Source organism: Neptunomonas phycophila (assembly GCF_001922575.1).
In the GTDB taxonomy this organism is placed as follows: domain Bacteria; phylum Pseudomonadota; class Gammaproteobacteria; order Pseudomonadales; family Balneatricaceae; genus Neptunomonas; species Neptunomonas phycophila.
The window spans coordinates 594,115-608,909 of record NZ_MRCI01000001.1 but is presented as its reverse complement, the minus strand read 5'-3'; the positions used below and the strand labels follow the sequence as shown (position 1 = coordinate 608,909).

The following is a 14,795-nucleotide window of genomic DNA, read 5'->3' as shown; positions in this document are numbered from 1 at the left end:
ATTAAGCCAATTTCGCGTTAACGAACTGCTGCAATGCACCAACGGTTTCAAAGATATCAGCACTCATCTCGTCATCATCAACGACAAAGCCATAATTATCTTCTAACGCGCCAATCACCATAACAACAGCCATAGAATCAAATTCAGGAATGCTGCCTAACAGTGCTGTGGACTCATCAAATTGTTCTGTCCTGTCACCCAATTGCAAAACGCTATCAAGTACAGTGACGATTTCCTGAACAGCAACCAAAACAACCTCCTGTCATATACAGTTCAGTAAAAAACGCTATGATACTCGTTATCCTGTATCAGGATAAGTAATGACACACAAAAACCAATAAAAAAGTATTCTTAACAGGACAAATATCAACGAGATAGCTAGAATAGCTTTTCATCAGAGGATGATGATGCCAGTAATAGTCAGCAAGGAATGGAAGTAGGCATGGCAACGGACGCGCAAAACACGCTCAAAAGCAATCCCCAACCTTCTCTCACGAGCCATCTACACTTATCTCTGGTTTTAGAGAAGGGTGAATCACTCTTTGGTCATGGCAATCTCACAATTCATGCGGCCGACAGAATTATTCGTGGCGAAGAAGAAACTATTGTTATTGCCGGCCATCCTTATTTTGTAGGTCTGAATACACCAACAGACCAGCAATTATATAAGCAAATAACCTCAGAAAACTTTTCGCCAGAAGCATTACAAGGCTCATTTGTCGTAGCTAGGCTCAACAATACCCTAGGCACGTTGACTCTTTACACCGACAAGTTTGCAACCGTACCTGCATTTTGGCATCAAAAGCCGCATAGTCGTGAATGTCATATTAGCAGCTTGCTTTCAGATATAAACCAAGACGGTGAGCTCTCAAACCAATCGCTGTACGATTATGTGTACTTTCACATGATCCCTGCACCCAACACGGCCTATAGCCAATATCAGAAATTATCGGCTGCAACACAGTTAACCATCACTTCTCAATTAGAAGGGACAACTGATACTTACTGGGTACCGCATTTCAACCTAAAACAAAGCACAAGCGCTGCGGCATTAAGCAAAGAACTGCGTCTTGCTATGAAAAACGCGGTTGAACGATGTATAGCACCTAACTGTGCTGCATTTCTCAGTGGTGGCTTAGACAGCTCTACCGTAGCCGGTATGCTGTCAGAAATAGATCCATCTCAAAGCGAAGCTTATTCTATTGGCTTCTCTGCAGAAGGCTATGATGAAATGGCTTACGCACGCATCACAGCCAAAAAGTTTGGTATTAATCTTCATGAATATTATGTGACACCTGAAGACATTGTTAGCGCCTTGCATAAGGTAATCCCGAGCTTTGATGAGCCCTTTGGCAACTCGTCTGCCTTACCAGCCTATTTTTGCTCTAAAGTAGCCAAAGAAAACAATGTCGCCACAATGTTAGCCGGCGATGGTGGTGATGAGTTATTTGCAGGCAATGAACGCTATGCCAAACAGACTGTCTTCGAATTTTATCATTCTGTCCCTAAAATTCTCCGCTCTGGCATTATCGAGCCCTTATTAGAACAAAGAGAATTTTCAAACAGGTTTCTAGCCAAAGCGCAAAGTTATATTAAACAAGCAAAGCTCGGCTTACCTGCAAGATTGCAAACTTACAACTTCTTAGAACGAGACGATGTAACTGGGATTTTCACAGCAGACTTTTTAGAAAAAGTCGACTTAGAACAACCCATGTCGTTACAGCAGTCTCTTTACAATCGGCCTATTAATGCCAGCATGCTTAATAGAATGATGTATTTAGACTGGCAAATCACGCTAGCCGATAATGACCTAGTTAAAGTCAACAATGCTTGTCGCATCAATGAAGTCAATGTGCGCTACCCGATGCTCGATGACGAGCTAGTTTATTTATCATTAAAAATTGAAGATCAATTAAAACTGAAAGGCTCACAATTACGCCATTTTTACAAAGAGACTTTCAAAAACTGGCTACCCGATGAAACAATCCACAAGTCAAAACACGGCTTTGGGTTACCATTTGGTGTGTGGATGGAAACTTATTCTCCGTTGAGCGAGTTGGCTTATGATTCTTTAAGCGAACTTAAAAAACGCAATATTATTCAACCGGCCTATATCAATAAGCTAATTAAAGATCATAAAGAGGGTCATGCAGCCTATTATGGTGAGATGATTTGGGTATTAATGTCCTTAGAAATTTGGTTAAAGGCCCGACATGGCTAGCACAATCAATTTCAGCGTAGTCATACCCGCGTATAACTGTGAAGCGACGATTTCTGCCACATTGGACAGTGTGCGCTCACAATCTTACCCCGTAAGTGAAATCATTGTAGTTAATGATGGATCTTCAGATAAAACAGCTGAAATCCTATCTAACGAATCCAATATTCGAGTCATTGACCAAAAAAACGCGGGGGTCTCTCATGCGAGGAATGCAGGCATTAAAGCCTGCCAGTATGATTACATCGCCTTTGTTGATGCCGATGATATATGGCTGCCGGATAAAATAGAAAATATCGTTAGGTTAATAGAATTACACCCCAATGCGATTGGCTACTACACTTACTTTCACCCATGGTTTGAAAAGGATGAAAGCAAAGAGGCAGCCATATCAGGTATCCAAAGCAAACAACAAAACTACAACATAGAATGCGATTGGATCTACCACAAACAGCTCATCACCAACCACGTCCTAACAAGTACGGCAGTGATTCGCCGAACGGCCTTAGAAGATACGGGACTGTTTGATACAGAACTTCCGGTTGCGGAAGACTGGGATTTAATGCTCCGCCTCAGTCGAAAAGGCCTCTTTTGCAAAATAGAAAAGCCATTGACGTTATACAAACTCGACCATGACTCTTTAACCTCGACGATTAAAACCAGAGATTTTGCAAGCGCAGTAGTGAACTCTGCCATAGTAAAATATGGCTACCAGAGCCCAGATGGGCAGAGCGTCAATATTAAAGATTACAAACAGCGAGCTTATCGTCGCCATCTAGAATATGGAGCCCTCGCATACAAATCTGGGGAATTTGATAAGGCATACAAAGCATTTACAAGCGCGCTTACTAAAAAAATAACTGTAAAATGTTTTATCTATCTAGTACTCAGTGGATTGCGTAAATGAAGCCGTATTACTTTAAATCTGCACAAGGCAATGTAGGTGATGATATCAATGAGTGGATTTGGAAAGAGCTCCTTGATAACAAAATCGACGACAATAGTGACCACTTACTTATTGGCATAGGAACACTACTAAATCACCGGATTCCACAAGCCTCTCAGTATACAGTTATTAGTTCAGGAATCGGCTATGGAAACCTGCCTCCACTCTCCCAAGGCCAGTGGAATTTTGTAGGCGTTAGAGGTCCTATTACTAAAAAAACACTGGGTATTCATTCAGATCTCAGTTTGTTAGATGGTGCCTACCTGCTCCCTCAATTGCGCAGACTACCAGTTAATAATGGTTCTCGCATAGGCTACATTCCACATGTCGAAAGTATAATTCTTGGAAATTGGGAGGCAGTATGCTCCCATGCAGATATATTATTAATAGATCCAAGACAATCAATTGAAGACTTTTTGACCGCATTGTCCCACTGTGATTTTGTAATTACAGAAGCAATGCACGGAGCAATCATAGCGGATGCCTACGGTATACCTTGGGTACCAGCCAAAGCACATGATCATATCAACGAACGAAAATGGCAGGATTGGTCGCAATCAGTAGAAGTAGACATTCAATTTAACTACTTAAACCCTGTCTGGAAGGATGAAGACTATACGCTGGGCCGCTATCTAAAACATACCATCAAACGTAATGCTTTAATAAAAAGCTGCTTCGGTAAACACTATACCCCAGCCCCTAACGCAACGAGCAGTAAGCAAGTCATAGCCACAACCGCCGCTAAACTAAAAAAAATAGCACAAACAGCTCACCCACAGCTGTCCTCCCGTCCGCTAATTACATCCAAAGTACAGCGCCTTAACGACGAGCTCAATAAAATCAAAGACGCTTAAAAGGTAACAAGCCACATATGATATCAAACAATTTTGACCTTACTGTGTAGATAGAAGCCAACCAAACAAGAGTGTAGACAGCGGAGCAAGCCAACAAATACACCAGACCGGTCAAAGCAACAGCCATAGCCGCACTCAGCATTTCTATGCACAAGAAACAAACACCTGTAACTATTACGGGCTTGGTAAGAACAACAAGCAGTTCTGAAACTTTAATACCCAACGCTTTAAGACAGTAATGAAAAGACAGACTTAACGTAAAGAATCTTGATAGTATCAACGCCATCAATATAAACTTGAAACCCCAAAAAGCCCCCAATAACAAGAAGGAGGCCGAAAAAACCTGTGAAATAGTCTGCGTCTTCACATCTAAATTAATTAGCCCTTTCGATATCAGCACCTGAGAATTAAATGAGTAAACGGCTGCCGCTGCCGCTGCCACACATAAGAAGTTCAATATAGGGGATGCCCCTACCCATTGTTCTCCAAATAAGAACTGTATAATCTCAGTTGAGAAAAATGATAGGAAGAGAAAGAAAGGCCACGCAAGTGTTGTAATAAACTCTATAGTTTGTAAAAAGTCTTCTTTGATATCGCTGCCCGATTTAAGCTTATTAACCAGGTGCGGTAATAAAACTGGAAATATCCCCTGAAGCACCCCCATATTGAAAATTTTAATTAACCCATTTGCTCGACTATATAAGCCAACGTTGATCATACCGTGAAACTTTGCAATAAGAATTTCAGGCAACTGATTAACGAACATAGAGATGACTGATATGTAGGAAGATTTAGTACCGAATGAAAATACACTAGTGATTACAGACCAGCGCGGGATAGCAATTTTAACACGCTGCCTAAAAAAGCTACTTAAGACAACGATCGTCACTATTCCACTCAAACTACCCCATGCCAAGCTCATATAACTAAAGCCTAAATAGGCTAACGTGATAGATAATATACTCGATATAACAACCGAAGAAACATTAATAAAAAACAATTTCTTAAACTGCATATCTTTACGTAATAGATTAAGAGAAACAGAGCCAAACGGTATAAAAGCAAAACCCAAACTAGATACTAATACAACTGACTGCAGCTCAGACCGTTCAAAGAAGTTTGCGATTGGCATTGAAAAACAAAATAAAGAAAGACCAATTGTATATGACCAGAAGAAAGTAACAAGGAAAGCCGAAACGACCTTTTCATCAGTTAATTCACGTTCTTGAACAATATAGTTAGACACGCCGAAATCCCTAACCATATGAGCGACAACTGTTATGGTGGCTATGACGGAATATATTCCTACTTCTTCTGGTGTTAATAAACGCGCTAGGATGAGTGTAGAAACGAAACCAACCAGAATTTCACTGTACTTTTGAGAAAATGAAAAAAGCAACGATTTTTTAACTGAATCCATCAGAGAAATTCCAAAAACAAAAAAGTAAGTATATGGCTTTATACTGGAACTATAAATTAATATAACTTAAAATTTAAACAAATATCGCCAAGGATCAGGGCATGAAAGATTTAGGATGGAACATCGAGCCAGTTAGCAATCTGGCAAAATTTTCTGAAGACTGGAATCGCCTCAATAGTGTACATGGAGGCTTCATCTTACTTGATCATCTTTTCTTCAGTGAAGCCGTATCGCATCTTGCAGAAAACCCATTACAACTGGCCATATGCTACCAAGGCGAACATGTCGTGTGCATCACGATTGTGGAAAAAGTCCGTTTTGGAATCAGCCGAACATTTCAGCCTTCGCAGTCGCCGTTAGGGGCATGGATACAAGACCCGACAATTCCTACGCAACTCTTAATAAAGTCGCTTGCAAAAAAACTACATTGGTGGCCATTGGGGTTTAGTATCACACAACAAGACCCTAAACTAGAATGTTTAAATCTAACTCAATCACAAGAATGCAACACACTCCCCTACATAGAAACAGGCTCGCTACAATCCACAGAAAATTTCGATACTTTTTGGGAATCACGCGGGAAAAATCTACGTCAAAATACCAATAAAGCGGTCAACCGGTTAAATAAAGAAAGTGGTACACTACTCTTAAAAGTCATCACAGACCCTGATGATATTGATGAAGCGATAGAAGAGTACGGAAAATTAGAAAGTTCAGGCTGGAAATCTGGCACTAATACAGCAATAACGCCGGATAACGATCAAGGAAGATTCTATAAAAGCTTATTTAGAAAATTGGCTCATAATAAGCAGACCATCATATTTCAGCTATTTCTAGGCGACACCATAATTGCTTCAGACCTAACAGTATTAAGCAACCAATCAATCATTATTCTTAAAACTACTTACGATGAAAACTATAAACGTTTCTCGCCAGCTACTGTCTTAAGAAAGTTCCAGTTTGAAAAAATATTTAACGACCCTCAGATAGGCCAAATAGAATTTTATGGAAAAATGATGGACTGGCATTATCGATGGACAAACGATACCCGAGAAATGTTCCATCTGAACTGGTTATCTAAAACCGGAAAAGCAATAAAGAGTATAAGAGAAAAAATCAAATGAGTACTTACATTTTATGCTCTCAAACTGAAAGGAAAAATCTAAATAAATATATAGATCATTACAGCAGCTCAGGTGGCTATCTGACTCACGATATATTAATAGGAGATAACTCTTTATTAGTATTTAGTGATCTGCAAGGAGCCCCACCTGTTTTTCACAAAAAAAATAATGACTTCGTAATGGCTCTAGGATGTGAGTTAAAGTCATCTAATAAAGATTTTTGGTTAAAATTCATTGATACACACACACCAGGAATTTACCCAGAAAGTATAACTGAGCTAACAGCAACGCTTATTGTTTACAAAGAAAATACGCTTTTCTTATACAATGACAATTTATCATGCAATAAATTCTACACAAACAAAAAATGCAACTCTCTATCAAATTCGTTTTTAGCCCTTTGCCATTTAGAGGGCAAAAACTTAAACATAAATTCCGAATCAGTCTATGAATATTTAATTAACGGTTCTTTATTTGGAACCAACACCTTCTTTAATGAAGTAAATAGTATAGAACATAATCATTACGTAGTAGTTAACAATGACTATACGATAAAAGACAGAACCTTAGAGCTAGCAAACACAACGAGCACTAAAACAAAAAATAACCCAAACATTACTGAACTTGCCACTCATGAAAACTCAAAACTATTAACACTATTATCTAACGTTAATATAGATGAAAGAGCAATTGTATCTTTTTCCGGTGGGTATGATTCAAGATTACTATTATCACTAATGAGATCTCTTGGTTACTCGCCGGATCTTTTTGTGTACGGAAATGATACAAGTGATGATGTAGCTGTAGCCAAAAACATAGCCTTTGAAGAAAAGCTAAATTTGACCATCATCGATAAATCCACACAAAACGCATGTTATAGCCTAGAAGAATCAATGAAAGATTTTTATGCGTTCGATGGCTGGAAAGTTGAACACGGTATATTTGATGGCGGCATAGACCGAAAAGACAGGTTGATGCGTAATAAAGATGGCCGTGTTTCAATTAATGGATCTTTAGGCGAGATTTATAGAAATTTTTATTACATGCCAAAATCATCCAGTTCATTAAACCAATTGGTACATACTTTTTATTCCCAATACGATCCTAAAGCATTTACAGAACGATTTAATGAGCTTAATTACGAAAATTCTATAGAAAAAAAGATGCAGAATGCTATCGGAATTCAAGCCGACACATCAACGTCACGCAATGATATAGAAAAACTTTACCCCTATTTTAGAGGGCGATTCTGGGCTGGTAGAGACGCAAGGCTTAATAATAACTTTGGAGCCGCATTGTTTCCATTTATGCATGAATCTATTGTTAAGGACAGTAGTTCAATCCCTCTTAGCATAAAAGAAATGGGAAGAATGCAATCCGAAATGATTAAGCTTTTAGATATCAACTTAGCAAGTTACCAAAGCGACTATGGTTTCAATTTTGTAGAAAAAAAACCACTGCCTTATAAAGCCTCTTATTTTATCAGCGTCCACAAACCTGCTTGGTTAAGAAAATACTCACAACGACTTAAAAACATTAAAAAACAATCAATAGATATTGAAAATCATATGAAAAATTTCAATGAAATCATTGATAGCTTTTCTTATATGAATAAATATGTAGTGATAGAAAACATTAAAGATGAGAGAGTCTTAGGTCTTGTTATAACGTTAGAGTTTCTCTTTCAGCACTTCTGCGCAACGGACAAACCTTGACTTTTCAGCTCTTCCAAGACCAAGTTTACGGATGAATCTTTTCTTACAGGCAAAGAGATATTCGTTCGTTCTCTATTACATAGTAGAAAGCTTTGAATATCTTCTGGTGTATTACACAACTCAATTAAGTTTTGATCATAACAAAACTTAAAAATTTCATGTGTTGAGAACTGATGAGACCAACCATCAGAAGTAGCTACGGGTTTTCCCATTGATAACGGTTCTATAAGGTTGTGGTTTTTACCAATATATACTTTATCAGAATGATAGAGCAAAGCGGGAAGGTCACCGAAAGTATCAACTATAAGCACCTGTTGATTGTTTATATTTCGATCAGATAGCTTAGTATAAGAAATGTTTTCTTTTTCCAGCGCTGAGACAATATATACAATATTGCTATCAATCTCCGGATGCCTTGGAGCAATTATCAATAGCCCACCATTATCAATAAAACTTTTGGAGCCTTGAATTACTAGATCAAACTCCACATTACCAGACAAGGAACCTGCCAAAAATATGTTTCGACTGCTATAAGCTTCCAAATTTTTAGCGTCCACCGTATCGGTAAACTTTGCCTCTTTGTACAGAGAGTCAAATTTAAAACTCAGAATAACCGATATTTTATTTGCATCACACCCCTTGGCTAACAATTCATTTTTAACAAAATCATTTTGAACAAAAAAATAATCTACAAACCTTAAGTAGTATGGTTCGAATAATTTTTTCTCTATGTAATCCTGCCTGCAGCTCACCTTATCTTTATACAACCACCCATTGATAACAATAATACTCGCTTTGTGATAATGCATATCCCGGATAATTTGATAATCAAAACGACAAGGGGACTCGTGTAGTAAACAAGGAATCTCACAAATTATGAACTGCACAGGTCTAAGCACAGTAGTTAATCGTTTCGATGCCTGTTTATATTCGCTTAACGTGATTACATATGCATCAGGAAATTTTCTTAGAAATGATTCTTTATAGATTTCTTTATCAGTGACAATGACAAGGCCCAACCCTTTTGTATAATTGTCTAGAAATTCATGACACGAATTTAATTCACCTATTGTTGTACAGAAAACCCATACACAATCTTTTGCCGTACTCAAATCGGGTAATTTAATTTCTTTATTGCTGATCTGTTTCCCTTTCAATCTTAACGCCATATGTAAAACACATTGGTAAACCTTCCATACAAGTGACTCAAAAATCATTATAACATTCCATTTATAACGTCTATCTGTTATGTTTTAGCTAGACAAGGAGCTTAATATGAAATTCCATATTTTAAAATCGATCACGCTTATTTCTACTCTAGCTTTTTTATCTCAACATGCCTATGCCAATAAAGCACCTTGGGTGGGTTATGACTTAAGTGGCAGCCCTTGTCGAGGTGTCACTCCTAATCTAGGACCTTTCGATTATACAAAAGCCTACCTTCACGAGACTGAACTATCGCTCGTTCAAGCAGCCCACTTTAACTCTAACGTAGAGCTATTAATTAAAGGCGCTAAACAAAAAGGCAACATGCTTGGTGACATACACTATACGTTAAAAGCTTTCCCCAACCATCACCGCGCCCTAAATACGGTAATAAACTATCGTATGAAAAATGGTCCATATAGTAATAACAAAGGCATTAAGCAACCTGAGTGCTATTTTCTACGCGCAATCAACTTCGCACCCAAAGATGACATGAGTATGATGTTGTACGGGTTATACTTGCATAAAGTCAATAAACTTGTTGATGCAGAAGAAATGTACAAAAAAGCCCTTAAAATCAATCCAAATAACCTACAAGCTATGTATAACTACGGCTTGCTAGCTTTAGAGCTAGGAAATTTGGAACAGGCTAAAGGCTTCGCTAAAAAGGTTTACGCAAAAGGTTTTGTACTAAAAGGATTACAACGAAGGATTGATAACTACTAACTTACTCAAAAGCCGTGTAATACTTATCAGTCATTAGCAAGCGCATCAAAAACCGTAAAGGCTTTCTATCCCATGGCGTAAAGCGCATTAATTCATATGGGTTTGTTCTTTCTCTGTTACAACCCCAGTGTGTAGTGACTGCATATTTAAAACCCAAGTCTGTCACTAAAGCTACATCTCGATCCGTATAATCGGATGCTTTTCTTCCATTTGGGTAAGCAAACCCGACAACCTCACGACCAATAATAGACTCTAAAGCTAACTTACCCTGTAAAATCTCTTCTCTGGCTGCCTGATCGTCCAACACACTTAAAATAGGGTGTGTCACAGTATGACCAGCTACTTCGTAACCCGCATCATGCAGTGCCTTAATTTCACGGGGCGACATCATCAATGATGATTGGGGTCGGCTACATTGCTCTTCTATTGAACGCACAATCGCTTCCCTATCATGATAATCTTTATGCTTGATTCTTTGTATCACCTTCTCCGCTTCCGATCTTTTCTGATCAGCTCTTTCTGTATGGACAACACCCAGTCCAATACTGGATAAATCGATAGAATCCAGTGCTCTAAAGGTTTCAATGACGCGATCATTCCACATCATAGCGCCATTAGAAAAAGCAGTGCTTACATAAAAAGTAGCGGGGATGCCTAGCCCATCTAAAACAGGCTTAGCAACGGTGAAATTGTTCATATAGCCATCGTCAAAAGTTACAGCTATCGAGTTAGCAGGTAATTCCCCGTTTGCTAACATATCTATCGCTTTGGGTAGTGATACAGGATTAAAGTACTTTTTAATCAACTGCATTTGATCTCTAAATTCATCACGGGTTGGCTCATTAGGCCGCATAAAATCGCGTTGTTCAAATACACTGTGATAAATCAAAATATACAATGACGCTTGCCTACTTGAGGGCTGGGCGAGCCGAATTGAACTCACTAAACACTTTTCTATTAGCTCTCTCATAGCCCCTGCCTAGTTATTTGTTGCTGATTAACAGCTACAGCTTGCGGAGTGTTAAGCTCTTTTTTAAGCAACAAAGTAATAGCAATCAAATGCCACGGTAAATCAAAGTAGGATAAACTCAAGAAAGCGCCACCCGTCAAGTAGGCAACGAAGCTGACTTGAAGCATACGTGACAATAAATTTAATCGACTGTCAGGCTCACTTAAGCGAATGACGGTGGATAAGTTTCTCCATGACGCGTACAAAATACCTAAAAAGAGAAATAAGCCAATCCACCCATGATCTGCTAGCACATTAAAATAAATGCTGTGAGCAACAGCAACAAAGTCAGCCTGTGGTGAATAGATACTAAATGTGTCCTTCCCCCAGGAGTCAAACCCGCCTCCAAGCAACTTATCATTGGCAATATTAATACTGTATGTCCACGCATTAATTCGCCCCATCGCAGATCTATCTTCTTGATAATTACTGATAGTACTCATACGATCATGCCAAGCTTGCGGCATCACTTGCCAACCAACACCGGCTACCAAAAGAATGGCGATACCAGAAATTAATTTCCCTTTCGTTTTGAGCCAAAAAAAGCCTAATACAGCTACTGCAGCTAACAATGCGCCACGGGATTGCGACCCTAAAGCAGACACTAGGCTCAAAAACACCGCACTACCTAGCCCATACTTCAACCATTTTTTGGTCTCGACCGAGTACAGATAGTACATGAGCGGAATAACCATCAAAGTAGCCAGGGCTAAGCTGTTATTTTCGTAAATAAAGGTGCCCGGCGGACCCCAGACCCGAAAACCACCACCAGTAACTAAGGTAAAAATCCCTCCCTTGATACTGTAATAGCCTATCGACAGCACGATAACCCAAATTAGATATTCTACTTTCTTAAAACTCGTTAAGAAGATAATAGTAAAGAAGGTAAGCAACTGAATTTTCATCACTTTTATATATGAAACCAGTGCATAATCAGGATAGATAGCGAACACTGTGGTAATGCTCATCCAAACCAAAAAAAGCGCCCAAACCACCACAGTCCCATCAACAGGGATTTTCTGTTTGTCCTTATTAAACAAAAATGCGAGCACAATAAAGATAGCAATCACTTGTGCAAACGGCATAGTGTATGCAAAGCCATAAGTTAGCCGATGGGGGTTCATATAACTGATCCAAGCCCACATCAGAATTCCGACATAAGGTCTTTTCAATATAAATGGCAAACTACCGAATACAATTAATGTAACAAATATGTCTCTCATAATTGTTTTGCCACTTCTTGGTATAGTCTATTTTGTTTTTCGACAACGTGATCCCAAGCGAATTCTGAAACATAACTACGCATCGACTCAGTGTGATTAGCCTCTACCTTTTTAAGGCTTTCGACAATAGCGTCTGTTGAGCGGCTTTTAATTAAATAGCCATGACCATCGTTATCTATAATCTCTTTGACTCCGCCCACATTGGTTGCGAGCACCTGGGTATTGCAAGCAAGCGCCTCTAAAATCACATTGGGCCACCCCTCTCGCGATGACGCCAGAACGAGTACATCCGAAGAGGCATATAAGGCCGCTAAAGACGTTTGGTTAACAGGCGGTATTATTCTTACCCGTCCACTTACACCTAGCTCACCAATCAAACTCTCAAGGTTGCTTCTCTCTTCGCCATCACCAACAATTGTCAGCGCATGACTGGGCAGTTGAGCAACAGCTCTCACTACTAAATCATGTCCTTTCAATTCAGTGAGGTTACCCACGCTTAATACATGCTTGTACGGCATCTTAAACCATGGATCTGAAGTGTCTTGATCTGGATTAAAAATCGATGTGTCTACTCCATTCCTGATCACAACCATTTTATCTGACGCTATCCCAATAGCTTCTCCTCTTGTCTTCAATGCGGAGGAAACCGTAATCACTTTTTTGCAACGTTTAGCCGCCCACAAAATCATTTTTCGAGCAATCGTGTAATTAGGTATTAGGTTAAGATCTGTTCCTCTCGCTGACATAACGAAGGGCAATTTTAAAAAAGCACTTACCAGTGCCGCTGATACACCATCGGGATATAAATAATGAGCATCAATAAGATTATACTTTTTGTCGAGCTTGCGAGCAGTCTTACAAAAAGCGAATGCTAGGAAAAAAGGCGTTATATACATGCCGATTTTGGGTATAACGAGGTAACGCGGATGATACACATTGACGCCATTATGCACTTCAAAAGATGGGATCTTTTGAAAATCTGAATAACGAGTAAAGCCTTTTAATTTAAACGGAAACCATGGAACGGGAGCTATAACGTCCGCTTGGCAAAGCCCTGAACCGATAAGTTTCTTCAACCGTGTTTCAATGAATATTCCATGTCGAGGCTTTACTGAATTAGGATATAGCGTCGTTAATACAAGTAAAGAGTTCATCGCAATAGGCGCTCATACACATCTTTGTAATTCGCGACGCTTGCCTCCCAGTTACGCACCGTTTCAACATACTTACGACCATTAGCACGGTAGTTAGCCCATTGGTCGCTTTCTTCTAGCATTTTCTCGAGCACGGCAATAAGTGACGCCTGGCTACCCGATTGATAAAGCAGACCATTATAGCCGTCCGTAATCAGTTCTTTGTGGCCGCCAACATCAGACGCTACAACTAGCTTGCCCTGCGCCATCGCTTCAAGTGGCTTCAACGGGGTAACCAAGTCGGTTAAGCGCATCTTTTCTCGTGGATAAACGAACAAGTCGACCAAGCTGTAGTAATCGTTAACCTGCGTGTGAGGAACTCGACCTGTTAATATTACAACTTCATCTAAAGCAAGCTCTTTAACGCGCGCTTTTATAGCCTCATCTTCTGGCCCACCACCCACTAATAACAAACGTGCTTGGGGGTCTTTTTTTACAACTTCAGCAAATGCATCCACTAAGAAAAGTAAGCCTTCATAGGCATAGAAAGAACCGATAAACCCGAGGACTCGCTTCCCTTGCAAACCCAGCTCATTTAATAACTGCTCATTTTTATGCTCAATAACGGGAAAACGGTCAATATCCACAGCGTTAGGGATAATAGTGATCTTTCCCTTAGGCAAACCACGGGCTTGTATATCAGCACGCAAACCTTCACAAATAGTTGTAACGGCATCTGCTTTTTTAAAGACATGCGTCTCTAAAGCACGCGTCAATTTGTAACGAAGATCGTTCTCTTTACACGTCCCATGATCAACAGCCGCATCCTCCCAGAACCCACGACATTCATACACGAGCGGTAGATTAAATTTTTTCTTTACTTTTAAGGCTGCTGCACCCGTTAATGCAGGGGAGTGTGCATGTAATATATCGGGTCGTGTTTCTTCGATCACCTCAGACAAGCGGTCAGCCATTTCGTTAATAATTGCCAATTGATTGAGCAAGGGTAAGGACGAATACCACTTACTGCCAACCGGAGTGCGGTAAAAGGTGAACTCTTCCACTTCCTCTTTTAATGTAGCGACGTCGCCTTGCTTGCCCGACGTGATATGGGCAGTCTCCCACCCATTGGCACGCTGCTGCTTCAAAATTGAACGTGTTCGAAACGTGTACCCACTGTGTAATGGGATTGAATGATCCAGAATATGTAATACTTTCACC

13 protein-coding genes are annotated in these 14,795 nt (G+C 39.6%); 6 read left to right on the top strand and 7 right to left on the bottom strand.

All coding sequences use genetic code 11. The features are described from left to right. Nucleotide 1: 1 nt before the first annotated feature. The gene (locus BS617_RS02740; RefSeq protein WP_075171376.1) at nt 2-250 is read right to left on the bottom strand and encodes an acyl carrier protein; all 249 of its coding nucleotides are present in this window, start codon (nt 248-250) and stop codon (nt 2-4) included. Between the two features lie 192 nt (nt 251-442). Here BS617_RS02740 and BS617_RS02735 point away from each other — a divergent pair, with 192 nt between their 5' ends. From BS617_RS02735 to BS617_RS02725, 3 genes are read left to right on the top strand one after another with little or no spacing between them, the layout of a single operon-like run. Further along, the gene (locus tag BS617_RS02735) at nt 443-2,221 is read left to right on the top strand and encodes an asparagine synthetase B family protein (protein WP_075171375.1); all 1,779 of its coding nucleotides are present in this window, start codon (nt 443-445) and stop codon (nt 2,219-2,221) included. After that, nucleotides 2,214-3,125 (top strand): glycosyltransferase family 2 protein, encoded by a 912-nt coding sequence (locus BS617_RS02730; protein WP_075171374.1) that lies wholly within the window; start codon nt 2,214-2,216, stop codon nt 3,123-3,125. Before BS617_RS02735 ends, BS617_RS02730 begins: the two co-directional genes overlap by 8 nt. Further along, entirely contained in the window at nt 3,122-4,018 is an 897-nt protein-coding gene (locus BS617_RS02725) for a polysaccharide pyruvyl transferase family protein (protein WP_075171373.1), read from the top strand. Before BS617_RS02730 ends, BS617_RS02725 begins: the two co-directional genes overlap by 4 nt. On the opposite strand, the gene BS617_RS02720 is transcribed toward BS617_RS02725, so the two are convergent. Continuing rightward, nucleotides 4,005-5,438, bottom strand: a complete 1,434-nt coding sequence (locus BS617_RS02720; protein WP_075171372.1) for an oligosaccharide flippase family protein — start codon at nt 5,436-5,438, stop codon at nt 4,005-4,007. The two genes, BS617_RS02725 and BS617_RS02720, sit on opposite strands and share 14 nt — an antisense overlap. Before the next feature lie 101 nt (nt 5,439-5,539). On the opposite strand from BS617_RS02720, the gene BS617_RS02715 reads away from it, so the two are divergent. After that, the gene (locus BS617_RS02715) at nt 5,540-6,562 is read left to right on the top strand and encodes a GNAT family N-acetyltransferase (protein WP_075171371.1); all 1,023 of its coding nucleotides are present in this window, start codon (nt 5,540-5,542) and stop codon (nt 6,560-6,562) included. After that, nucleotides 6,559-8,277 (top strand): hypothetical protein, encoded by a 1,719-nt coding sequence (locus tag BS617_RS02710; protein ID WP_075171370.1) that lies wholly within the window; start codon nt 6,559-6,561, stop codon nt 8,275-8,277. Before BS617_RS02715 ends, BS617_RS02710 begins: the two co-directional genes overlap by 4 nt. Here the strand turns inward: BS617_RS02710 and BS617_RS02705 are convergent. Next, the gene (locus tag BS617_RS02705; RefSeq protein ID WP_075171369.1) at nt 8,247-9,494 is read right to left on the bottom strand and encodes a hypothetical protein; all 1,248 of its coding nucleotides are present in this window, start codon (nt 9,492-9,494) and stop codon (nt 8,247-8,249) included. The two genes, BS617_RS02710 and BS617_RS02705, sit on opposite strands and share 31 nt — an antisense overlap. A 58-nt stretch (nt 9,495-9,552) precedes the next feature. Here BS617_RS02705 and BS617_RS02700 point away from each other — a divergent pair, with 58 nt between their 5' ends. Continuing rightward, a complete protein-coding gene (locus BS617_RS02700; protein ID WP_075171368.1) occupies nt 9,553-10,209 on the top strand; it encodes a tetratricopeptide repeat protein in 657 nt (218 codons plus the stop codon). Between the two features lies 1 nt (nt 10,210). On the opposite strand, the gene BS617_RS02695 is transcribed toward BS617_RS02700, so the two are convergent. Genes BS617_RS02695 through BS617_RS02680 form a run of 4 tightly spaced genes read right to left on the bottom strand, consistent with a single transcriptional unit; the run spans nt 10,211 to nt 14,794 of the window. Beyond that, complete coding sequence (locus BS617_RS02695; protein WP_075171367.1) at nt 10,211-11,179, bottom strand: polysaccharide deacetylase family protein; 969 nt, start codon at nt 11,177-11,179, stop codon at nt 10,211-10,213. After that, nucleotides 11,176-12,441, bottom strand: coding sequence for a putative O-glycosylation ligase, exosortase A system-associated (locus BS617_RS02690; protein ID WP_075171366.1), 1,266 nt, complete (start codon nt 12,439-12,441; stop codon nt 11,176-11,178). The genes BS617_RS02695 and BS617_RS02690 overlap by 4 nt, the downstream gene beginning before the upstream one ends. Beyond that, nucleotides 12,438-13,595 (bottom strand): glycosyltransferase family 4 protein, encoded by a 1,158-nt coding sequence (locus tag BS617_RS02685; RefSeq protein WP_075171365.1) that lies wholly within the window; start codon nt 13,593-13,595, stop codon nt 12,438-12,440. The genes BS617_RS02690 and BS617_RS02685 overlap by 4 nt, the downstream gene beginning before the upstream one ends. Further along, nucleotides 13,592-14,794 (bottom strand): TIGR04063 family PEP-CTERM/XrtA system glycosyltransferase, encoded by a 1,203-nt coding sequence (locus tag BS617_RS02680; protein ID WP_075171364.1) that lies wholly within the window; start codon nt 14,792-14,794, stop codon nt 13,592-13,594. Before BS617_RS02680 ends, BS617_RS02685 begins: the two co-directional genes overlap by 4 nt. Between the last annotated feature and the right edge of the window lies 1 nt (nt 14,795).

What these genes read in the sequence shown, in the direction of transcription:
- BS617_RS02735 (WP_075171375.1), top strand. Translation starts at nt 443, where the DNA reads ATGGCAACGGACGCGCAAAACACGCTCAAAAGCAATCCCCAACCTTCT.
- BS617_RS02730 (WP_075171374.1), top strand. Translation starts at nt 2,214, where the DNA reads ATGGCTAGCACAATCAATTTCAGCGTAGTCATACCCGCGTATAACTGT.
- BS617_RS02725 (WP_075171373.1), top strand. Translation starts at nt 3,122, where the DNA reads ATGAAGCCGTATTACTTTAAATCTGCACAAGGCAATGTAGGTGATGAT.
- BS617_RS02720 (WP_075171372.1), bottom strand. Translation starts at nt 5,438, where the DNA reads ATGGATTCAGTTAAAAAATCGTTGCTTTTTTCATTTTCTCAAAAGTAC.
- BS617_RS02715 (WP_075171371.1), top strand. Translation starts at nt 5,540, where the DNA reads ATGAAAGATTTAGGATGGAACATCGAGCCAGTTAGCAATCTGGCAAAA.
- BS617_RS02710 (WP_075171370.1), top strand. Translation starts at nt 6,559, where the DNA reads ATGAGTACTTACATTTTATGCTCTCAAACTGAAAGGAAAAATCTAAAT.
- BS617_RS02705 (WP_075171369.1), bottom strand. Translation starts at nt 9,494, where the DNA reads ATGATTTTTGAGTCACTTGTATGGAAGGTTTACCAATGTGTTTTACAT.
- BS617_RS02700 (WP_075171368.1), top strand. Translation starts at nt 9,553, where the DNA reads ATGAAATTCCATATTTTAAAATCGATCACGCTTATTTCTACTCTAGCT.
- BS617_RS02695 (WP_075171367.1), bottom strand. Translation starts at nt 11,179, where the DNA reads ATGAGAGAGCTAATAGAAAAGTGTTTAGTGAGTTCAATTCGGCTCGCC.
- BS617_RS02690 (WP_075171366.1), bottom strand. Translation starts at nt 12,441, where the DNA reads ATGAGAGACATATTTGTTACATTAATTGTATTCGGTAGTTTGCCATTT.
- BS617_RS02685 (WP_075171365.1), bottom strand. Translation starts at nt 13,595, where the DNA reads ATGAACTCTTTACTTGTATTAACGACGCTATATCCTAATTCAGTAAAG.